At 52.7% G+C, this 21678-nt stretch carries 17 protein-coding genes; 9 read left to right on the top strand and 8 right to left on the bottom strand.

The genetic code is table 11. From position 1 onward, the window contains the following. Window positions 1–108: 108 nt before the first annotated feature. Window positions 109–312: a hypothetical protein gene (locus FJ147_17565; GenBank protein MBM4257686.1), complete on the bottom strand. Its 204-nt coding sequence runs from the start codon at window positions 310–312 to the stop codon at window positions 109–111. Window positions 313–638: 326 nt separating this feature from the next. On the opposite strand from FJ147_17565, the gene mutL reads away from it, so the two are divergent. The 5 genes from mutL (at window position 639) to FJ147_17590 (ending at window position 7629) form a co-directional block, all read left to right on the top strand. After that, the gene (mutL, locus tag FJ147_17570) at window positions 639–2240 is read left to right on the top strand and encodes a DNA mismatch repair endonuclease MutL (GenBank protein ID MBM4257687.1); all 1602 of its coding nucleotides are present in this window, start codon (window positions 639–641) and stop codon (window positions 2238–2240) included. Between the two features lie 259 nt (window positions 2241–2499). Beyond that, a complete protein-coding gene (locus tag FJ147_17575) occupies window positions 2500–3876 on the top strand; it encodes a fibronectin type III domain-containing protein (protein ID MBM4257688.1) in 1377 nt (458 codons plus the stop codon). A gap of 221 nt (window positions 3877–4097) precedes the next feature. Continuing rightward, window positions 4098–5723 carry a hypothetical protein gene (locus FJ147_17580; GenBank protein MBM4257689.1) on the top strand — a complete coding sequence of 542 codons (1626 nt, stop codon included), beginning with the start codon at window positions 4098–4100 and terminating at the stop codon, window positions 5721–5723. 266 nt (window positions 5724–5989) lie between these two features. Next, a complete protein-coding gene (locus tag FJ147_17585) occupies window positions 5990–6427 on the top strand; it encodes a hypothetical protein (GenBank protein MBM4257690.1) in 438 nt (145 codons plus the stop codon). Between the two features lie 107 nt (window positions 6428–6534). Continuing rightward, window positions 6535–7629, top strand: coding sequence for a Zn-dependent alcohol dehydrogenase (locus FJ147_17590; GenBank protein MBM4257691.1), 1095 nt, complete (start codon window positions 6535–6537; stop codon window positions 7627–7629). A gap of 149 nt (window positions 7630–7778) precedes the next feature. On the opposite strand, the gene FJ147_17595 is transcribed toward FJ147_17590, so the two are convergent. The 3 genes from FJ147_17595 to FJ147_17605 all read right to left on the bottom strand — a co-directional run bounded on the left by FJ147_17595 (window position 7779) and on the right by FJ147_17605 (window position 11288). Next, window positions 7779–9149 (bottom strand): amidohydrolase family protein, encoded by a 1371-nt coding sequence (locus tag FJ147_17595; GenBank protein MBM4257692.1) that lies wholly within the window; start codon window positions 9147–9149, stop codon window positions 7779–7781. Between the two features lie 136 nt (window positions 9150–9285). Further along, window positions 9286–10491, bottom strand: coding sequence for an MFS transporter (locus tag FJ147_17600; protein MBM4257693.1), 1206 nt, complete (start codon window positions 10489–10491; stop codon window positions 9286–9288). A gap of 17 nt (window positions 10492–10508) precedes the next feature. After that, a complete protein-coding gene (locus FJ147_17605; GenBank protein ID MBM4257694.1) occupies window positions 10509–11288 on the bottom strand; it encodes a TetR/AcrR family transcriptional regulator in 780 nt (259 codons plus the stop codon). Between the two features lie 135 nt (window positions 11289–11423). On the opposite strand from FJ147_17605, the gene FJ147_17610 reads away from it, so the two are divergent. From FJ147_17610 to FJ147_17625, 4 genes are all read left to right on the top strand, one after another. Next, on the top strand, window positions 11424–12686 hold the full coding sequence (locus FJ147_17610) for a DUF1329 domain-containing protein (GenBank protein MBM4257695.1): 1263 nt from the start codon (window positions 11424–11426) through the stop codon (window positions 12684–12686). Window positions 12687–12989: 303 nt separating this feature from the next. After that, the gene (gene sppA / locus FJ147_17615; GenBank protein MBM4257696.1) at window positions 12990–14783 is read left to right on the top strand and encodes a signal peptide peptidase SppA; all 1794 of its coding nucleotides are present in this window, start codon (window positions 12990–12992) and stop codon (window positions 14781–14783) included. Window positions 14784–14900: 117 nt separating this feature from the next. Beyond that, on the top strand, window positions 14901–15734 hold the full coding sequence (locus FJ147_17620; protein ID MBM4257697.1) for a class I SAM-dependent methyltransferase: 834 nt from the start codon (window positions 14901–14903) through the stop codon (window positions 15732–15734). A 106-nt stretch (window positions 15735–15840) separates the two neighbouring features. Continuing rightward, window positions 15841–16086 carry a hypothetical protein gene (locus FJ147_17625; GenBank protein MBM4257698.1) on the top strand — a complete coding sequence of 82 codons (246 nt, stop codon included), beginning with the start codon at window positions 15841–15843 and terminating at the stop codon, window positions 16084–16086. A 47-nt stretch (window positions 16087–16133) separates the two neighbouring features. On the opposite strand, the gene FJ147_17630 is transcribed toward FJ147_17625, so the two are convergent. The 4 genes from FJ147_17630 to FJ147_17645 form a co-directional block, all read right to left on the bottom strand. Continuing rightward, window positions 16134–16892 carry a hypothetical protein gene (locus tag FJ147_17630; protein MBM4257699.1) on the bottom strand — a complete coding sequence of 253 codons (759 nt, stop codon included), beginning with the start codon at window positions 16890–16892 and terminating at the stop codon, window positions 16134–16136. After that, on the bottom strand, window positions 16892–18001 hold the full coding sequence (locus FJ147_17635; protein MBM4257700.1) for an LLM class flavin-dependent oxidoreductase: 1110 nt from the start codon (window positions 17999–18001) through the stop codon (window positions 16892–16894). The genes FJ147_17630 and FJ147_17635 overlap by 1 nt, the downstream gene beginning before the upstream one ends. A 221-nt stretch (window positions 18002–18222) precedes the next feature. Further along, on the bottom strand, window positions 18223–19704 hold the full coding sequence (locus FJ147_17640) for a hypothetical protein (protein MBM4257701.1): 1482 nt from the start codon (window positions 19702–19704) through the stop codon (window positions 18223–18225). 158 nt (window positions 19705–19862) lie between these two features. After that, on the bottom strand, window positions 19863–21194 hold the full coding sequence (locus FJ147_17645) for an outer membrane lipoprotein-sorting protein (GenBank protein ID MBM4257702.1): 1332 nt from the start codon (window positions 21192–21194) through the stop codon (window positions 19863–19865). Between the last annotated feature and the right edge of the window lie 484 nt (window positions 21195–21678).

Here is a 21678-nt window from a genome sequence, read left to right on the forward strand (position 1 = left end):
CAAAGGCCTACAGGTCTCCGACGATGAGTTTCAAGCGCTCAATATCAAACCCGGTAAGTTTCATGGCGATTGGAACTATACGCTTCTTCCTCGCTCTTAATCGGTAACTTAATTCTTGCCCATGCCTAAGTGTTGCCATTGCCGAGAGACCGCTGTCAGCAGTCCAGCAGCGAAGGTTTCTGGTAGACAAGCCCCAAGGTCGGCAAGTTGGAGTGGCTCCCCATACTTCCACGCGAGTCCCGAGAGCAGAAGGAGTTTCTGCGCCGGAAGTGTCCAGATGAGTGCGTACAACATCACAGAAAAAAGAGGCAAAAGATTGCTGTCCTTTTAATGCACTTTTCGTCACCTCGCAAACCGATAGAGGGAACCTAAATGAGATGAGTTATAAGCTGTAAAATGCGCCCTTCGACTTCGCTCCGCTTGAGAAGCTGTTGAAAAACCCTTCGACAAGCTCAGGGTTAACGGAGAAAGGCAAAGCGCTGAGGAAGATTTCCCGTTCGTGCTGAGTCCTGAGCCGGTCGAAGCATGGACCGTATTCACACGGAACATCTCATGTAGGAAACCTATATCAGCAGCTGCTGAGGCAAAAGAGACATCAGGTACAAACAGGGGAGGTTACTTGCTCGGTTTTGCGCTCTATGCTGCGTGCCGCTATGCGTATTCAAATCTTGCCACCCGATATTCAACAGAAAATCGCCGCTGGTGAAGTCGTCGAACGTCCAGCCAGCGCGGTGAAGGAACTGATCGAGAACGCCCTTGATGCTGGAGCGATGACAATTCGGGTCGATATTCAAGAAGGTGGACGTCGCCTCATTCGCGTTACCGACGATGGGAGTGGTATTCCAGCAACCGAGATCCGTCTTGCCTGTGAACGCTTTGCGACCAGTAAGATCGCACGTGAGGAAGATTTACGTGCGGTGCGAACCTTTGGCTTTCGCGGTGAGGCATTACCCAGTATCGCCTCGGTTTCTCGTCTTCGTTTGCTGTCGCGTGAACGTGATGCCCTGCTCGGTACAGAGGTCCGTCTTGATGGAGGAAAGATTGTGTCGGTGCAGGAAGCCGGGGCTGCTATCGGCACAACGGTCGAAGTCTGGGATCTATTCTATAATATGCCTGCACGCCGACAGTTCATGCGCAGTCTACGTACCGAGTACGGCCATATTCTCGGTGTTTTCACGCGTTTTGCCTTGGCGTTTCCTGAACGACGGTTTTCCTTGTTTTTTGATGGCCGGGAACTGTACGCGCTTGAACCTGGTTCATTAGGAGAGCGTATCGCTGCGTGCTTCGGGCGTGAGGCGTCGGCTGGGAGCGAACCATTTGAGAGTAGCGGAATAACTGGACGAGCATGGGGATTTGTCTTGCCAACAGAAGCAGTGTGGCGGCGACGCCATTATTTCTTCGTTAACTACCGAGCCGTGCGGAATCGCACCCTCTATCGCGCGGTGCGCGATGCCTTGCCCGGAGAAGGCGGTATGGTGTTGCTCTTTCTTGATATTGCGCCCGCGTTTGTTGACGTCAACATGCATCCGGCAAAAACCGAAGTGCGTTTTCGCGATGACCTGGCTGTCTATGACCTCGTGCGCGGTGCGCTCCAACGACGGTCACGCCCTGCGTGGTTGCACAGCGAACGTGTGGCTGAACCAGAACCAACGTACGAGCAGTCGACAACAGCGCAATTTTCTCTGCTCGGCCAAATTGAGAAGACCTTTCTCCTTATGACGGCAGAAGAGCACCTCTACATTCTCGATCAGCATGCGGCTGAGGAGCGGGTGTTGTACGAACTGCTCCAGCGTGGAGCGGTCCAACGACGCGACCTAATTGCACCGCAAGTCGTGGCACTTTCTGCTGGTGAACTCGCGTTTATTGAAGTGAAACGCGATGAGATCTCACACTGTGGGTTTACTGTAGGGCCGTTCGGCCCTCAGGTGATTGCTCTCAGGACAGTGCCTGATTTCATTCATCCCAAAGAGGCCGGTATTCTGTTCTCACGCTGGCTCGTGCGTGTTCGTCTGCATGGCGATGATTTCTTTCAGGCACTGTCCTGTGTGGCCGCAGTAAAGGCTGGGCATGAGTTGGGACGAGAGGAACAAGCGCGACTGCTGGAACGCTGGCGGCAGACTGAGAATCCTCACGCCTGTGCTCACAATCGCCCCGTCTATTTTCGTCTCGCGCTTGACGAAGTCCGACGCAAGATTGGACGGACAGGTCTCGGTGGCGAGTTTGCCGATTCCTCTTGTTGATGGGATGAATCATGAACCATTGGAGAAGATTGTCCAGCGCTCTGTTCGTGACGTAGCGAGATTTGGATTGTGGCTGAGGGCTGTATACACTAAGGGATATTTCTACTTGTTGGCACTTGGGGGGCGACCGATGCAACTTCTTTCACTACGGACTCAAGACCGGCGAAGGCTCCTGCGAGGTTGGTGTCAGAACTACAGTTCTTGGGTGTTATGTTGGCTACTATTGCTGGTAGGCATATCTCATGCGTCGCAGTTGACATTGAAATGGGAAGATAACGCGGACAATGAAACTGGATTCAGGGTTGAGCGGCGCGCAGAGGGGACGAATGAGTTTCAATGGCTGACCGCTTTGGATGCGGATGCAAACTCCTATGTTGATAAAGCGGTGGCCGGAGGGAAGTCCTATTGCTACCGGGTGCAAGCGTACAATCCGCTCGGAGCCTCGGGATACTCAAACGAATCCTGTGCGAAGGTTTCGACATTGTTGTTAGGGGTTGAGAATCCAGAGGTCGACCAAGTGGTCTCTGGCATTAGTGCGATTCGGGGGTGGGCATTTGATTCTGTCGGTGGAAGGAAAATTGACCGTGTTGAGTTGTTTGTTGATGGGTCTTTAGTCGGCGACGTCCCGTGCTGTTCTCCGCGTGGTGATGTGCAGTCGATATATTCGCAATTTCCTGCCGACAACACTACGAACAGTGGGTGGGGCACGGGTGTGAACTGGAGTGACTTGCCTCCTGGACCGCATACCGTGCAGATCAAAATAAAAGGTGTGAGTGGCGAAACCATTTCCTCGGAAACCCGGCAGGTGAAAGTCATTCGTCCTGGAACGTCCGCTTTTGTCGATGTGTTTTCCTTGTCTCGCGCTTCGACTCAGGTCAACGGTCAAGAACTCATTCTCCAGAATGTCATCGTGCGCGATAAGGCGACACAACAACAAAGCGATGTCACCGCGACGTTTCGTTGGCTGACGAACGCCCAGGCATTCGGTATGACTCAAGCGTTTACCGTGAGCAATACTGCAGCGTCCCAATCTTCACTGTTAGCGCGGGTCGGCGCGCAGATGCGACGATGGTGGAATGAAAGCATGTTGAGTGTGTCTTCGGCTTATGCAGCCTCGAAGATCGTTGCGCTTATCGAAAGTCCTGACAATGGGCAAGTTGTTTTCGGTGTAAACGTATTCCGTGGCTGGGCGTTTGATGAAGATCCCAATGTGACCATTCGCTCCATTCGTTTCACTGTTGATGATACACCGGTCACGACGATCCCCTGTTGTGCTGGACGGGCAGATGTGGCAGCCATGTTTTCCACGATTGCGAATGCCGGTAAGAGCGGCTGGGGTATTACTCTTAACTACGCAAATCTCCCTGCAGGATCTCACACTGTGGGAGTACAGATTGAGTCGTCGGCTGGGGTGACGTTTTCTACTTCTCGTCAAGTCAACGTGGTCAAACTCCCTGGGTTCGAATTTCTTGATCTCGTCGATTTCACCGTAGCGACTGTTCGCATCGAAGGGGACGACATCGTTGTTTCAGGGGTCCGCATTCGCGACGCCGCCAGTCAACGGACCACGACTGTCCAGCTCCGCTTACGGTGGTCGTTCAACTCACAAACGCTTGGGGTGGTGGCGATTAGCTGATACGGATTCTCTCTGATCACTATCCATTGGTCTTACCGCCGTTCATACTTCGACAAGCCCAACACGAACGGCTCCGCTCCACCGAACTGGTGATTTCCTGTTCGCCCTTCGACAGACGAAGGGCGAACGGACTTGGCCAGTTCTCGTATGGAACCCGCATAATACAGGCTGACAGACAGGGTAGCGTGGGTGTCATGCGCGTTTTATAGTACTCCCTGTCTATGGATAAAACGCTACAAAGTCTGTTGACGCTTGCCCACGAAGGAAATATAGAGCGCCGCTGTGCCGCACTCTTAGTGCTTGGAGCGCTGAAGCTTGAGGATGATGCGGTAATCAAAGTCGTGAATGCAACACTGGCTCACCCCAATGCTTTGTTGCAAGGCTACGCCTTACGCTACGTCGAAGAAGTTCATCCGAAGGCGAGTCTTCCCACGCTACTGCCACTGTTGGAAGCGACCGACAAAGAGACCAGCGAACAAGCGCTGCGCCTTGTATCAAGTTTTGGTCAAGCTGCGGTGCGACCGCTCGTGCAACAGGCAAAAGGTGCGAACCGAGTGTGGCTCATGGCTGCTGCGCGGGCCTTATGCACGATTCGTGGTAAAGCTGCCTGGCAAGGGTTGATGCAAGTACTGGTGCACGGCGATCCCGAGGTTAATAAAACCGTTTGTGACTTGACTGCGATGACGGTGAAAGATCTTGAGGGAAAAGAGTTTGAGTTCTTATTTACTGAGGTAGAGTCGTTTGCGAACGAATTGAACGGAGCCGAGCAGCGGACCGCAATCATTGCGGCGATTCGAATTCTTGGCATTCTTGGCCGACCCCAATCTCGCAAGTGGCTCATTGGATTTGTCAGCCCTGAGCAGCCGCACCTTGTTCGTTTCCATGCACTGGTCGCGTTACTTCACTGTTTGCGTGGACAGGATTTGCTGAAAGGGGAGTTTGCCAAACTCATTCCACTCTTAGAAGAGAAAGAGTTCTCCGATACCGTACGGCTGACGCTCGATCTGCTTGATGCGCATGAGATGCCTGCGGAGTACCAACCGACATTGTCGCGGTTATTGGAAAGTCCTCACCTTGCGGTACAAAAGTTTGCTCTGCGGAAGATGGGTGAATTCGCTTCTCCTGCTGCCGTGAAGACGTTAGTGCAACAACTGAATGATTCCGATGCTGCCCGTCGTGACGCAGCGGCGCGCTCGTTACAGAAGATCCCAGCTGCACGGGCGAGCCTCACGAAAGAGTTCCTGACATGTGACAACGCCAGTAAGGCGTGGACGATCGCTGAGATTCTCCCAACCTACGAAGGCAAATGGCGGCGCGATACGATTGATGATGTATGGAAACGGTTACAGGATGCGTTGGAGGAGGAAGATCGCATTCACGGCGCCTATCTTCACTTTCTTAAACAAGTTGATGCCGAGTATGCGTACAGCCAATTTGCTACGCGCGGAGCACAACTCAAGAAAAGTAAAAAGTACCGCGAAGCTATTCGCTTTCTCACCCCTCTCCGTGAGTTTCCAACTTTCGCGTCCGAAGAGAAGTTTGTCTTAGCGATTGCCCAGCTCAAGCTTCATCCCCAGGATGTAACATCAGTCACTGCTCGTCACGATCCAGCCCTTGATTTGTTAGCGGATTTACACCGATCGTCGGCTTTTCCGGTTCTCGACACACTCAAGAAAGAGAAGGGTTTGGACCCTGAAGACCTCTTTTATATTGGCTTTCGCTTCGCTGAAGGTGGCTCTGAGGTTCGCTCTCTTGGCGAAGACATTTTAGAGTTTGTCGCGGACCGCCACGGACGTACCAAAGTCGGGAAGAGCGCCAAGAACAAGCTCAAGCTACTTGGGTCGTAGCTAAATCGGACCATGAAAGATTGGTACACTCGCGCTGTCACCCTGAGTGCAACCAAGGGCCTCTCGGAGGGATTCTTCGCTGTGCTCAGAATGACAGGATTTGGAGTCTGGAGTGTAAAGTGTACGAATGTTCCGTGGTCCGATTTAGCGAAAAGGCTACACTTTCTCATAAAGAAGTCTGTCTCTGCGCCGATGAAAGCCTCTGATTGCCACTGAGAGATTCGTGGCGAGCAACCTTCACTACAGGAAAGGTTGAGCGAGCGTTTATGGAATCGATTGCAGAGACAGAATCACTCAAACAACCAGTGTGTATCACGCGTGTCGCGAAGATTTCCTCTATCGGTATTATTGCGTGTCTAGTAGTGTTTTTCGCTTCTTTTGTTTATGCGCCGGTCTCGGATGTGTATGTCTTGTTTTCGTTTCTTACCGGAGTCCTGTTAATTACCGCAGCATTCTTGCAGGCTGCGGTACGATCTTCGATACTTCATCCGGTTGTGAAAGTTCTCTTGTTGGTCCCCATTCTGGCGTTATTCATTCTTCCTTCCGTAATGCCTCGTCAGTTCTTTCCTGAACACGCAGAGCGACTCTATTGGGTCCACGACCTCTCGATGTTTGGCGCAGGTCTGTGCGCGGGACTACTCCTCTTCCGCCGCCGCGCGGAAGCGTTCTTGCATTTGGAGCTGCGAAGTCGAACGAGAGAGTAACTTGCTCCTTTCTTGACACCCGTCATCTCCTCCCCTTATAGATGACCCACCTGAAGCGCTGACAGGTAGGGCGCTTCGCGGAAACTTGTCTGCTGAAGGAGAGGATCATGAAAGCTGCGGTGCTGTACGAAGCGAACAAACCACTGGTAGTTGAGGACATCAAGCTTGCTCCACCCAAAGCTGGCGAAGTGCGTGTGAAAGTTGCTGCCAACGGTGCGTGTCATAGTGATCTGCACGTGATGACTGGTGACATGCGTATGCCGTTGCCGATCGTCCTTGGTCATGAAGGTGCCGGTATTGTCACTGAAGTTGGCCCAGGGGTTTCGTCGGTGAAAGAGGGCGACCACGTGGTGTTGTCGTTTTCTCCTGTCTGCGGTCATTGCTTCTCGTGCACGCAAGGTACACCACATCTATGTGAAACCCGGCCCAAGGCACTCGGCACCTTGCTCGATGGGACGACACGGCTGAACAAAAATGGCACCGATATATTCCATTTTGCATTCACGGCTTCCTTTGCCGAGGAGACGGTGGTGCCGGAAAGCTGCGCGATTAAGATTCGTGAAGATATGCCGCTCGATCGGGCTTGTTTTGTCGGTTGTGGAACGATGACCGGTGTTGGGGCAGCGATCAACACGGCGCAAGTGCAACCTGGATCGACCGTCGCTGTCATTGGCTGCGGTGGCGTTGGACTCAACGTCATTCAAGGGGCAGCCCTTGCTGGCGCACGTCAGATCATTGCTGTCGACTTGTTACAAAAGAAGCTCGACTTTGCCAAGACGTTCGGTGCGACACACTTTGTGAATCCTTCGCAGGATGACGCCTATAAAGCGGTGATGGACCTTACGGGTGGTCGTGGGGTTGATTATGCTTTTGAGGTCATTAGCACGGCGAAAACAATTGAATTGGCCTTCCGCATGACGGCGCGTCGTGGCACCTGCACAATCGTTGGGGTCTCTCCCGAAGGCGCGAAGATTTCACTCAACCCGAATATCTTCATGATGTTGGAGAAACGACTGATCGGTTCATTCTATGGGTCAACCCGGCCCCGCATCGACATGCCACGATTGGTCGATCTCTACATGGAAAAGAAGATTAAGATTGATGAATTGGTATCGAAGACGTTCCCACTTGACGGCGTCAATGAAGCGTACGACCTCCTTAAGAAAGGCGAAGTCGCGCGCAGTGTGGTGAAGTTCTTTTAGCCAAGGGCAATGAAGAAATGAAAAAGGCTATAGGCTACAGGCTGTAGGGGAGGAAATTTCTAGTTCCTCGTTTCTGGTTTCTTGTCCAGAGCCTACAGCCCCAAAGCCCGGAGCCTTTTTCTACCGACTACCGAATACTGACTACTTTTCTAGTGCGCCAGCTCCACCGCCTGCGTCGGCACACTCGCCAACAGTGACTGCGGATCGTAGGCCTTTCCTCCACGGTACACGGTGGTAATCTGCCGTAGCTCGCGTACGCTGCGCAATGGATCACCATCGATGATCGAGAAGTCTGCGTAGCGACCTGGCGCAATGCTGCCGATGTCGTCTTGTTTACGCAGATAGCGAGCTGCAACGGAAGTAACAGCTTTGAACGCTGCCATTGTGCCAATTGCTTCAGCCATGAGTTCGATCTCGCGCCACAACGCATATCCCGGAGGTGGGTAGGGGATACCGCCGCAGTCAGTCCCACCGACAACGAGCCCACCGGATTCGTGCAGAATGCGGGTGACCTCTTGATGTTTCTCTAACGCTTTGGAGCCGATCGCTGGATCGAATCCCGGAAAAATGTCCCAGTCCGGGCGCTCACCAATATGCGCCGCTAAGGCGCGCTGGCGACCGAGTGCCATCGGTGGAACGTACCGCCGATCTGGATCCTTCATTGCAGCATCTTGTCCACACTTAGAAATCCACAACAGATCCAGCGTTGTGCCCATATGCACTTGTTTTTCGACCATCGCATCAAACCAGGTCTTGGCCTTTTGACTTTGGAGGTCCGCCTCTTCCCAGCCTTTGAAGGTGAGCGGCGCGAAATGGCGGTTCATCATCGAGCTGACCTTCTTGCCTGGACCAAACTGCATGTCGAGCGCGCAGAACTCGTTGTATGGCGAGATCCACACATGTTCCAAGCCATCGATTCCCGCTCTAATCACTTCGAGTGAATGAGTGTAACCAAGATGTCCAGTAATCGGTACGCGTTTATCGACAAAACCGATCACTGCTTTCGCCGTATCCGGGGGAAGAGTGAAGTACAGTTTCACGCCATCCACTCCGGCGTTCAGCAAGTTGCCAATTTTTTGTGGCACAGCCTCAACGGACGGAATGCTGTCGAGCATTTCCGTGAGCGGACCACGCGGGAAACTGGGCTCCACACCATCCAACAATGGCCCACAAATGAATAACCGTGGGCCGACTTGCGCGCCGCTGGCAAGGTCAGATTTGAGTGCCTGGACTTTTTCGAGTTTCGCACCAACATCGCGTGCGCTGGTCACACCTGCTGCCAGAAACAGTGGTAAACTCTCTCGGTCCATTAGTGTGGAATGGACATGCGTATCGATCAGCCCAGGAAGGACGGTTTTCCCTCCCGCATCGATCACCTGTGCATCAGGTGGAGCAGGAATATCCCCGCGGTCGACTTTGCTGATGCGTTCCCCAGTCACCAGAATCGACATCCCCGTTTGCGGTTGATCGGCGATTCCGTCAATCACGCGCGCGTTCTTCAGTAGTACCGTTTGTGCCATAGTCCCTCCTTCACGATAGTTACGGTTCCACGCTCTTTCTATCTAATTGAGCCGAGGTTGTCAGTATTCAGTTGTCAGTTTTGTAAGGCAGGCTGCGCTTGTCATTTTCGGCGGGCAAAGCCCGCCCTACCTTGACTTAATCTGCCGCTGCCGGCGTTGGGTTTTCTATTGGAGCAGCAGGTGAGAGAACCATCACTCTTTGTGTCAGAGGATAACAGAGGACGATAAGGAGGAGATTCAACAGCCCGCCGCTCCAGAACGCGTAGTGGAGGTCCCAGTGTCGGGCAATGGCACCAAAGATCACTGGGCCGATCATCATACCGATGCCATGTGCAATCATGAGGAGGCTCATCACTGTTCCCATGCCATAGTTGCGCGCATTTTCCATTGCCAAAGCAACATGGGCAGGAAAGGCGATACCGTAGGTTCCGCCCACCAAGACGTTCAAAAATAAGAGCTGCCAGAAGTTCGTCGCCCACGGAAACGCACATAAAGCCAGCGCGCTGAGTGCCCCACCAATCCCGATCAAGTGGGCTTTACTCATCCGATCCGCCAGTCGCCCACTCGGACTTTGGACAAGGGTACTGACGATGACATTGACCGAAACTAACAAGCCCACTTGGGTAGTGCTCAGCGGAAGCATGTGGGTGGCCAGGAGTGGGAGAAACACCCAGGTGAGCGCGTTTGCCATCGCATACCCTAAGCGAAAGCCGGAAATGCCAAGAATGGGTGGACAGCTCAAGAGGGCCCATTGTGAAGTTGTTGTGTGAGCTCCATTTTTCTTGTGGCTTTCCGCTTTGGGAAGAAACAGCGCGAGCAAGAGGAGTGCAAGCACACTCAGCCCAGCCATGACAAAGAAGTTCATCCCCATGCTGAAATGATCTTTGAGGAACCCACCGATGAGCGGTCCACCACCGATACCACCGAGTAACGCGGTATTGAGGTAGCCGCTATAGGTCCCCTCTTGGCCTTTGGGCGCAATATCCCCGACATACGCCATCGCGATCGGGTGAACGATGGCAGTTGCCGTCCCATGAACAAGCATCACCAAGATGAACGCCAGAAAAGCATGGGCGGGCACATAGGCAAGTGATGAGAGGACGTAACACAGCACGCCAAAGAGGAGGAACGACTTGCGATCCCATCGATCTGATAACCGACCGACGAACGGGAGGATCACTATTCGTGTGGCGGCATGGACGCTAAAGAGCAACCCCGCACCGAACTCGCTCACCTGAAATTGTTGAACATACAGCGGGAGAAACGGAATCACCATGCTGTTTCCGGCCATGGTGGAGAAGACAGCGAGCGACAGAACAAACAAGGCGCGGTTTTGTCTCATTGAGGCGGTACTTTCAACTAACGACTGGCCTTTTCTAAGCGCTCCGCTCGCCCGATCAATGACCCCAGCATGTCGTGCACGTGTCGCAGACGATCCGCGAGCGCATCTTCGGCCTCAGCCCCGCGCGTCGCAAGACAGCCGCGTTCGATCAATTCAACGAACTCGGTCGCAATGTCATCCAGACGTTCCCCGCTAGAGCTATACCACTTATGCAACCAGGCACACATGCCAATGATGGCCTGGGCAGTAAGCTTGACATTGAGATCACGAAAAACTCCTTGTGCCATGCCCTCTCGAAGAACCTGTTCTAGTCCGGCAGCCACGTGTTGTCGTGCCTCACTCACTTCGGCACGCAGCCGGTCTGGCAAATCCGCTTCTTCACCATAAAAGACAGTGAAGAGAGCGACATTTTCACCGATAGTACGTAGGAGATGTTGAATTGCCCGTCGCAACTTCTCTTCTGGAGAAATAGAAGCATGTTGCAGTGGTTGCAGCCCGAGCGCAAAGGTCCCAGCAACTTTGAGGAAGATCTTTGCTAGCAGCTCCTGTTTGTTCTCGAAGTAGCGATACATCGACGCTTTGGCGATGCCGGCATGTCGAGCGATATCTTCTAACGTCGTCTGCCGATAACCAGTACTGGCAAAGCGTTTGGCTGCAACATCAAGAAGATGGCCTTCGATGACCGTACGGCGCGAATGGGTTGCGTCGTCCCCATTCGCAGGAACCAGTTCGTTTTGGTTCTGCTGGGTTGCTCGACGAGACCGCGAGATACGATGAGACGTTCGAGAGAGTGCCATAGTCGTTTGAACTTGACTTGAAAGTATCAAAATTGTACTTTTCAGGTATCTGGTAAGTTTCAAAAATATACTAGATAGTCATTGATGACAACCACGCGCCGAGGCTCCGCCCGGTGACGTAAGGAGTAGAAGGCCATGAGGAAAGCATATGTCTGGGTAGCCATTGTGTGTGGCACTCTAGCATGCGGGCAGCAGGTTGGTGCTGAGATGGTGGTTGCTGAAGCACTACGCTCGACATTTTACCCCTATAGTCAGGAAACGGTTCGTTATGAGGGCATTACCCCAGGGTTGACCATCGGTCAACAGAATTGGCAAGTCGCGGAAAAAATTCTGCCGAGTGAGATTCTCAAGACTCTTCAAGCTGGAGATTTCACCATCACAGTCCAGGAAACAACTGACTTACCGGTGCGCGAAGCCTATGTCGCTGCTACCGAACAATACGCAAATAGCGTATCCCTCGATGGTGGCTACAAGGTCAACAGCTACCAGGGTGGACGCCCGTTTCCTGTGATCGATCCAGCCGATCCACGCGCGGGTGAAAAGATTGCGTGGAATTTCCGTTATCGTGATCTGCCAGACTCAATGGAAATGCGTGGCACGATGCAGGGCGTGAATAATGCTGGAACGATTGATCGCTCCAATATCGGTCGTATGCGGTTTCGTTTTGGCATGCACCGGGTTGGTGAAGAAGCGAATGATGTACAGTGGCAAGAGCGTGGTGTGTATGCCAAGTTGCTGTTCGAATCGCTCGCACCTTCAGACCAAGAAGGCAACATGCGGATTACGACGGTATATGATGATGAGAACGTGGCGAACGATGAGCTGAGCTACAGCCCATCAAACCGTCGTACGCGTAAAAGTTACATGAACATGCTCGCACGTATGGGCGGCGGCCGTTACGACGTCCTCGCTGAAGAGCAGCCGCCATTCTACTTCATTGGCTATCTGCACGAATACAACTGGAACTATAAAGGCGAGCAGGCGATGTTAGTGCCAGGGTTCCTGCGTGCCGATCATTTGACCTTTGGTGGCAAAAATAACTGGTATCCGAATGTACCGTGGGAGTTGCGTCGGGTCATCACACTTGAAGTGACACCGAAAGGACCACATCCATATGGAAGGCGGGTCTACTATCTTGATGCGCAAACCTATACGCCGTTCTACGTGTTAAGTTACGATCCGCAAGGAACCTTTGTTCGATTTTCCGTAATCACCCATGGAAACCCTGATTTTTCTCCTGGCGCACGCGGGGTTCGACTTCCGGTTCCGTTGGGCGCTACCTGGGTTAACGTCGTTCACCATCATGCCTCACAAATGGTTGCTGGTAATCCGCTCTTTAAGCAGAATTACTCGCCGCGTCGGTTTGAGCTGATGGAGTTGCTGCGTAGAGGAAAATAGACCACAAAACGAATGGGAGACGAGGAGAAAGGGAGACGTTCTCTTCCTTTCTCTACTCTCCGCTTCCCCGTTTCTGCTCTTGCGCTCATTCCTGATTTTCAAGTCGTCTGACTTTCCGCGACTCCAAACTCTCCACTTGCTTTGTTTTCCTCTAGCCTCCAGCCTGAAGCCTATAGCCTGATCCCGTCTTCCCTACCAGCCTTCGACCTTTAGCCTATAACTGTATCGTCTCTCCTTTCTCTCCCTCGCTGCTCTCTGCTACGTTAAGGAACAAGAGAATATCTAACGGAGTGACTACCGCCTATGAAAAGAATCATCGTTCGCCTGCTAGCAGCGATTGGTGCTGCTACTGTCGTCTTTATGCTGTTGGGCATCCTCAGCATGAGCTTGTTACTGCGGCGCCTTACCGGAGATGGCATTCCGGCGAAAACCGTGCTGGAACTTAACTTGGAGCACGGACTGATCGAATACGTGCCCGAGGATCGGATGGTGGGGATTTTTTCACGGAGAGCTCCCACCCTTCGTGACGTTACTGATGCGCTCGAAGAAGCCGCGCGCGATAAACGTGTCGTAGCGGTGTTGGCTCGGGTGGGGAGTCATGGCCTTGGGTTAGCGCAGATTCAAGAAGTGCGTGGTGCTGTAGCTGCCTTTCGAGAATCCGGGAAACCGACGATTGCATATGCTGAGACCTTTGGCGAAGCAGGGCCGGGAACCGGGGCGTATTATCTGGCGACTGCTTTCGAGCACGTCTATCTACAACCGTCTGGTGATGTTGGTCTCTCAGGGTTGATCGTTGAGTCCCCATTTATTCGTGGCACTCTCGATAAAATCGGCTTAGAGCCGCGCTTTGCCCAACGACGTGAGTATAAGAATGCCATGAATGTCTTCACCGAACGAAAATTCACTCCACCTCATCGCGAGGCGACACAGAAAGTAATCGATTCCCAATTTGGACAGATCGTCAGAGGGATTGCTGAGGCTCGCTCACTCAGTGATGAAACTGTCCGTGCACTCGTCAGCAAAGGCCCACTGACAGGTCAACTCGCGCTCGACAATAAACTCATCGATGGCCTTGCGTACCGCGATGAAGTCGTTGCGACCCTCAAGGAAAAATTCGGTAAGGACATCAAACCTCTTTCATTCACCAAATATGTTGCTCGGACAGAGCGGCCACACGAACAAGGGGACACTATTGCGCTGATCTATGGCGTTGGCGCTGTACAACGCGGCAAAGGTGGGTACGATCCAATGTCCGGCAGTGTGAGTATGGGGGCTGATTCGGTGACTGCGGCTTTTCGGGCGGCGGTAGAAGGTAAGGATGTCAAAGCTATTCTGTTCCGCATCGATAGCCCAGGGGGATCGTATGTCGCTTCGGATACGATCTGGCGCGAGACACTGCGAGCAAAAGAAGCTGGCAAACCAGTGATTGCCTCGATGGGGAATGTTGCTGGTTCGGGTGGGTATTTTGTTGCTATGGCAGCGGACAAAATCGTTGCCCAGCCAGGAACGATTACTGGGTCCATCGGCGTCCTATCGGGAAAAATGCTCACCAATAAGTTCTGGGACAAAGTCGGTGTGTCGTGGGACGAGGTCCACACGACTGAAAACGCGTTACTCTGGACGAGTCGGCATGATTACTCTCCCGCTCAGTGGACACAATTTGAAGCGTCGCTTGATCGCATTTACGATGACTTTACCAGCAAAGCTGCGCAGGGCAGGAATCTTCCCAAAGAGAAGATCCTGGCTGCGGCAAAAGGGCGCATCTGGACTGGAGAAGACGCGAAGACGCTTGGGCTTGTTGATGAACTTGGTGGATTGTCGTTGGCGTTGCATCTGGCAAAAGAAGCGGCTGGGATCACTGCGGATACCGATGTTCAACTCGAAGTGTTTCCACGCGAGAAGCCGAGTTTGCGCCAGGTGTTGATGGAGCGTCTCTTTGAAGATGAAACTGAGGAAGAAGAGGATATGGCCATGCCAACGGACGCGTTCGTCCAAAGTATGCAGAAGCTGCAGCCATTGCTGCGGCTCGTCCACCAACTTGGGTTAACTGCTACACCTGGAGTGTTGAGCATGCCGGAAGTCGAACCCGTGCAATAAACGCCTATTCGGATACACTTATCCTCATGTCATGTTAAGCCCTTCGACAAGCTCAGGACAGGCTACGCGAAACAGCTCTCTTCAGCGTTTTACGAGAGATTCTTCACTCCGTTCAGAATGACAGTGGCGACGGAATATGGTTATCCGGAAAGGGAGGAAGTTCTGTTCATGAATGAGTACGGACGGGTTGGTGCATCCTTCTACGACTTCCATTCGCTCGGCGTAGAAGGTGATGTGCAGTTCTACCTCGAGGAAGCACGCAAGGCTCACGCACCCGTGTTAGAAATAGGCTGCGGCACTGGACGGATTCTCTTACCGATAGCACAGGCGGGTGCTCCGGTCGTTGGCCTCGATCGTTCTGCAGATATGCTCGCCGTCTTGCGGCAGAAACTCGCGAGATTAGGTCCGGATGTGCAGGCGCGGGTTGAACTCTTCGAAGGCGACATGCGCGATTTCTCGCTGGATCGACAATTCAAGCTCATCACCATTCCCTATCGCGCTTTCTTGCACTTGCTGACACCAAAGGCGCAACGACAGGCGTTAGAATGCATCCGTGAGCATTTGGCGGATGATGGACATTTGATTCTCAACATTTTTGACCCGAGCCTCGAAATGATTACCTCCTCTCTCGGCTTGGCTGGGGTGACGTTGAAGCGAGATACCGAGTTTATTCACCCGGAAACCGGTAATCAGGTGATTGTCTGGTATACTGGCCAATATGACCCTGAGGTTCAGCTCTTGACCGCATATTTCATCTTTGAAGAGATCGATAAAGACGGAAAAGTCATTCAAAAGACATACAACCCGCTCTCTCTTCGGTATGTGTATCGCTATGAAATGCGTTACCTGTTGGAATTGAGCGGTTATAAAGTCGAATCTCTTTACGGTGATTTCCAACGCGGACCGTTTCGCTACGGTGGGGAACGGATCTGGGTAGTACGAAAAGCGTAAATTTTTTCGCGTCTTCTTCAGATTTTTTCTGCCGTCACGATATAATACAGTACGACTCTGCACCGAGGGGGTTGGGGAATCTTCCGCAGAGCCAAACGAGGCTGCAGTGATAGACGAAAAGGGCAAGAGTTTCTACTACTGTACAAATTGTGAACAAAAGATCGCCACGCTAGCGACTGGTGTGTGTCCGCTATGTAATTCACAAGCTGTTATGCCTGTTGGCTGGGGGCAGGTCTCGACCCAGGAACGGACAGAGTGGTTCAAGCGCATTCATGGTGGGCGGCGGAGCATGCCGACACGATCAAGTCGCTCCAAAAATGAATCGCAAGAAACAGGAAAGTCTGACCTCTAACCCGCTGAGACAAGGGGCTCTGCGCCCCTTGTTCGTACAGTGCCCTCCTACGCCGCCAGGCGTCGACTGCCTTGCGCAACCGGTTTCTCTGGGTCCATCGCAAAGCGCAACTTGGGCAGGTCGGTATCACAACGACAGAACGTTGCATGCATAGCGTTGGTACACTGCAATTTGCCATCCGCTCCCCATGCGTCAGATTGCAAAGAGAGGAGGAGCGGCTTACCGCGATGCGCGTTGTGAAAGACATATTCGGGATCGATTTGTACGACCAGCGCGGTTTCTTTGCCGTTTTCATTTATTCGAGCCAAATGGAGACTATCTAAGTAGGTCACGTCACTACCAGAGATAAACTCTGGATTCTCCAACGCCATATCCAAAATGGTCTGGCCTCCGCGAACGACCTTGCCAATAACCCGATCATGCCGTGACTGGAGGGTGATATCCGCAACGCCGATCGAGAATCCCCAGCGTGTCCGTAGCTCATTTGCGGCTTTCTCCGAGTCGCTATACGCTCCTAACAGATATCCACGTGGGCGGATGCCGGCCCGAACCACGAGGCGGACCTGGCTCAGCATAAACGGCCCAGCTGGGCTGTCGGGAAAACGTGTCACTGAAAGTGTAACATACGGGGGAATACTCGGGTGCAACGCTGGCGGGACCAGCCATTCCGCTGGTCCCTCAACCACTTCAAACGCGAGGTGAAGAATCTCGGCATTCTTAAGCGTCCATGTATCAGTATCGAAGCCACTCATCAGTGGTGCGCGCGCTGCTGCAGCCTGCATGTCTTGCTTTCCGAAGAGCGGCATTAGCGGCTTCCTCCTGCTGCGGCACGTGCCTGAGAGCCAGCAAATGCGGGCATGACTTCCTTGGCAAACAGCCGCAAGCTGTTGAGCACCTGTTCTTGAGGGATAATTTCCGCGGCGTTGAGCAGGAAATTCACGCGATCAACCCCACACGCTTCCCACTTGCGTAATTCACCGATCAAGTGCGCGGGATTGCCGACCGCGATCCCTTCGGGTGCTTTTGCTGCTTCTCCAGGGGCTGAGGCTTGGCGCCGCAGTGAAGGCAACAAACCAGCCGATGGATACGACTTGGTCGGGAACGCTTCCTTGGCCATATCGAGTTGCGCAGCCAGGTAGTTAAAGTGTTGAATCATACGCATGCCGGTTTTGGTGCCGGTTTCGTTGTCCTCATGACAATAGAGGAAATTGACCGTGTTCATTTGGTTGTTGACGAAACCACCAACCGGATTGCAATTCTGAATACGCCGGCGATACTCCTTTACCTTCGCTTCTTGCTCAGCAAATGACGTAAAGGTCACGCCTAAGCTGCCAATGCCACGATCTGCGGCATCGAGTTCAGTGCCAGGGCTGGTGACAGCCACCCACATCGGCGGATGCGGTTTCTGGTACGGCTTTGGTAACACGGCCCGTGATGGCATGGAGAAATAGCGACCTTCATAGCTGAAGCGCTCTTGCATCCACATTTTGGGAATACAGTGGACGAATTCGTCCCAGCTTTTCTTGGTTTCATCGAGATTGGCGCGAAAACCACCAAGTTCCGTCCATGTCGCTGAACGACCAGTCCCGAACTCTAGACGGCCACCAGAGAGAATATCGAGGACAGCAGCACGTTCAGCGATACGAATCGGATGGTTAAATTCTGGGACACAAATCACGATGCCATGCCCCACATGGATATCTTTCGTCTGCATCGCACAAGCAGTGAGAAATAATTCCGGTGCAGAGCAGTGTGAGTATTCTTCAAGGAAGTGATGCTCCACTGCCCACACCTGGTCAAAACCAAGTTCATCGGCAAGACGCACCTGCTCAAGGGCGTTCATGTACACCTTACGTTCAGCTTCTTGGTCCCACGGACGCGGAACTGACAGTTCGTAAAAAATGCCGAATTTCATGGCAACCTCCTTTGTTTACAAGCAGTCAGCAATCAGCTGTTAGCTATCAGCTTTTCCTGTCTTGCTGACAACTGACCGCTGAAAGCCGATAGCCTCATTCTGCTTTAGCGCATTTTGCGCCTTAGTAAAGAGGGAAGGGGATACGCGTAGGCCGGGATAAGCGCAGCGTTTCCGGCGCTCATGCCGGGAACAACGGATTTGGTCAGCGAATAAGCTTCTCTCTAAAACTCATAGCTGATTTCCCAGCCGATGTTATCCCACTTGTTGTACTGTCCGTAGGTGCTGTTGCGTCCGCCACCGTCGTAGCTGGTGTAGATGAGACGCCCGGTGATAAAACGTGAAAACTTATACGACACAACGAGTTTGCTTTTCGTTCCTTCATAATGACGACCTGGTGCCCCCAGAAAAGGAAACACGGTGATACTCGCCCGCAAGCGATCGCGGGTGAAACGAAAAGGATGTTCGACAAACACGACAGGCAGGAGATTCCACTCGTTGCTGTCGGTAGCGCCGCCAAAGCCACTGCCAACAATACTCCTCCGCCATCCGAACGTGGTGAAGAGTGAGGGCTGAATGATCAGCGAAGTGTTGCCTGGCAGAGCAAACTCCAGCGCGATAGCCGCACGTAGCGTATCCCGACTCAAATGTCCGCCCCCATCTCCCCCAGCAAAGGCCGCCGGTTGTCGGAGCACGTCCGCGAATTTAACTCCGAAACTGTACAACCCTTCGATACGCATGACGACTGGAAGGTCACCGACCAACGGTACCCCAGAGAAAGTCGTGGCATAATCTGCCGTCAGACCAAGATGATGTAACCGCGTGTGTCGTGGCGTGAGGATCGGTTTGTTTGACAAATCCCTACCGGTCAAGAAGAAATTGGGATTATCGTTCCAGGCGTAGAAATAGATGAGGCCCCAGGTGAGCGGGTCCATTGAGATATCGAGCCGCGCACCATACTCGTGGTCGCCAAAATCGCCACCACTCGGACGTTTGCGTTTTCTCACAATCGCATCTAATGGCGGCACGGATGATGGAAACCACGGCGAGCCCAGTGTCGGTAACCGCTCCTGCTCGAAGTTGGGGATATACAGCAACTGCAATGAATTCCCGCCAAAGAAATAGGTGGCATTCGCCATCCATGTCGGGATACGACGATACTCGAAATCGCTGGCCTCTAGTTGCACCGATTCCCGCACGTCCATGGGATTGATCATGTCGATAAAACGACCGTCCATTTTTCCCCAGGCAATCTGTTGCTTGCCGATGACGATATCGAAACTATGCGTGCGATAGCTGAGATTGAGTTCGCGTACGATGCGCTCGAAGTTGTGATAGTTGCGCGCGGTTTTGCTAATGCGTGGCGCAAACAACCCGCCTGAGCCTTGCCAGTTGTACACGCCGTCGTAGAGAAAATGGTTAACGCTTGTGATCTCAATATTGTTGGTGATCTGATAGTGCAACTCGATTTCGAGAAGATTCTGTAACTGGAGAAAGCGAAAATCTTTGTTGCGAAAGCCGACCTTTTGATTCCGATGAATGCCAATGTCTGACCACTGGCGAAAGAACCCTTTGAAGGTCAGCGCTGGGATAGTTTTCTCAATGGGCTGACTGATGTACGTCCCGGCAGGGTCGAAGATCGATAACGCTTGATCAAATTCGCCCCACGCGTTGCTGAGTACGTTGGCGAGACTACGTGTGGGCAAGAAAAGGCTCACCGTGAGTATGAGTATGAGTAAGCTGTGCGCTCCTACTAACCATTGCCAAATTGAATGACTACCGTTGTCACCGGTTCTTTGACAGTCCTGTGCGACGTTTATGTATTGTTCTCCACGACCCATCACATCTCTCCCTACACTCTGAGTTACTTTGTCGCGTCAGCGACGGTCTGAGTGAATATCAACCGCCCTGCTGCGTCCTGCGCTTGGATACGGGCCTCAACCTCTGGAGAGATGATGATCTTCCGTTCCTCGGGAAACTTATCGCGATACAGACGGGGCCGTAAAAACATGTCTGCCGGTGTACGCACGGTCGCTTGAGTTTTCATCGGAATAGGGAACCACACGCGACGCATGAAGTCGGGATTGAAATAGGTTTCTTTGTCTTTGTCTGTCCATTGCCAATGCTTATGCGCATCATGAATGCCGTACGCGAGAAAATCGAGCTGCGCATTCCACCAATTGGTGACCTGGTTTTGATAACCGAACTCTTTCATCTCTGGGTTGAACAACGCAGCCAGTCGTACTTCCATAGCCACAAGTTCGCCATTCGCGGCATATTGCTCAGTGCGCAAGGGATAAAAATGATGCTGATCTACCCAGTAGAGAATGCGTGGTGCGTAGTACTCTTTGATCCACTCGGGTTTTACTTTGGCTTCGAGCACGTAGCAGGGAACACCGCCCTCGGGAGTGTAATACGGATATTCGTTGCCCATGAGCTTGAAACTTTTGACTGGCATATCGTTCAACGTACCGTCAGCGGACACCAACGTGAGCGTTTCTCGGGCCGTGGGAAAGCGTACTGTCTCGGTCAGGACATCAGAGCCAATAATGCGCCAAGAGAACTCCCACGCGTCGCGCCCGAGAAAGTCATCGAACGTCATGGGCTGATCTGGAAATCGATCCTGACGGCGTGGTTGCGGGAAGCGGCGTACGCGACGTAACACCGGTGAATAAACAAACATGTCGGTTTTGGTGGTTTCGGCTTGGTCGGTGCGATGCAATAACATCATCATCTGATTGCCGACATTTTCTGGTGGATAGGTGTCTTGTGAGAGCCAACGTGAATAGATGTCACCAGGCTTTGCCTTAATATAGCCCATCAATCCTTCAGGCTCAGGGTGGGCCGCAAGCACGATCGTCTTCGCTGTGGTCAAGTATCCGGTTGGCATCACTGCGCCAAAGTCTTCGATCATGGCGAAATTCCAGCGCGCAATGTGCGGAAACTCCATGGCACGCAAGCCCATTTCCTCAGCGGTGTACGGCGGAGTGAAGGGATAGGGTTCTGCGGGCAGATATGGCAACGTCGCATCACGAGGAGTGTCAGTCCGCGGATCGATATTCTGCCGTTCTTGTTCGGAGAGTTCGTGTACATACTTCCAGGTGCGCGATTCGGCACTTGCCCATGTGGTAGGGACGAAAACGTTTGCTGTTACACAGAGAGTGATCAGAATCGACTGTCGCCAGTGAGCAATCATAGACCGTTTCCTTTGCGTGTTGACTCCGTTCTTGAAGACGTCCGGTTGCTTGCCGGTTGTTCACAACGCAAGCAGCAATATGCGAGACCTGAGCTTTTCCCAGGCTCGCCTCAATGCGCACTCCGAAATCAATGAGTATTTTTCTCCCTGCCGAGAGGCCAACTCGTTGTCCGCCCTGGATACTTACGGGAGTCTGCTCCGTGGAGCAAGGGTGGAGGCTGTGACCTGGAATTTCAGAAGCATTTTTCCTTCTGTCTATAAGATGAGCCTTTGAGGACTGTCACCCTGAGAAGCTGTTGAAAAACCCTTCGACAAGCTCAAGGTTCACGATAACGGAACTGAAAAAGGGATGATCTTAGGCATGGGCAAGAATTAAGTTACCGATTAAGAGCGAGGAAGAAGCGTATAGTTCCAATCGCCATGAAACTTACCGGGTTTGATATTGAGCGCTTGAAACTCATCGTCGGAGACCTGTAGGCCTTTG

This window comes from Deltaproteobacteria bacterium (assembly GCA_016874775.1).
GTDB lineage: Bacteria > Desulfobacterota > Binatia > Bin18 > Bin18 > VGTJ01.

Bases quoted from the DNA above. Each gene is read 5' to 3' on its own strand.
- FJ147_17590 (MBM4257691.1), top strand. From the start codon at position 6,535: ATGAAAGCTGCGGTGCTGTACGAAGCGAACAAACCACTGGTAGTTGAG.
- FJ147_17635 (MBM4257700.1), bottom strand. From the start codon at position 18,001: ATGAAATTCGGCATTTTTTACGAACTGTCAGTTCCGCGTCCGTGGGAC.
- FJ147_17605 (MBM4257694.1), bottom strand. From the start codon at position 11,288: ATGGCACTCTCTCGAACGTCTCATCGTATCTCGCGGTCTCGTCGAGCA.
- FJ147_17595 (MBM4257692.1), bottom strand. From the start codon at position 9,149: ATGGCACAAACGGTACTACTGAAGAACGCGCGCGTGATTGACGGAATC.
- mutL (MBM4257687.1), top strand. From the start codon at position 639: ATGCTGCGTGCCGCTATGCGTATTCAAATCTTGCCACCCGATATTCAA.
- FJ147_17585 (MBM4257690.1), top strand. From the start codon at position 5,990: ATGGAATCGATTGCAGAGACAGAATCACTCAAACAACCAGTGTGTATC.
- FJ147_17600 (MBM4257693.1), bottom strand. From the start codon at position 10,491: ATGAGACAAAACCGCGCCTTGTTTGTTCTGTCGCTCGCTGTCTTCTCC.
- FJ147_17610 (MBM4257695.1), top strand. From the start codon at position 11,424: ATGAGGAAAGCATATGTCTGGGTAGCCATTGTGTGTGGCACTCTAGCA.
- FJ147_17630 (MBM4257699.1), bottom strand. From the start codon at position 16,892: ATGCCGCTCTTCGGAAAGCAAGACATGCAGGCTGCAGCAGCGCGCGCA.
- FJ147_17580 (MBM4257689.1), top strand. From the start codon at position 4,098: ATGGATAAAACGCTACAAAGTCTGTTGACGCTTGCCCACGAAGGAAAT.
- sppA (MBM4257696.1), top strand. From the start codon at position 12,990: ATGAAAAGAATCATCGTTCGCCTGCTAGCAGCGATTGGTGCTGCTACT.
- FJ147_17620 (MBM4257697.1), top strand. From the start codon at position 14,901: ATGACAGTGGCGACGGAATATGGTTATCCGGAAAGGGAGGAAGTTCTG.
- FJ147_17645 (MBM4257702.1), bottom strand. From the start codon at position 21,194: ATGATTGCTCACTGGCGACAGTCGATTCTGATCACTCTCTGTGTAACA.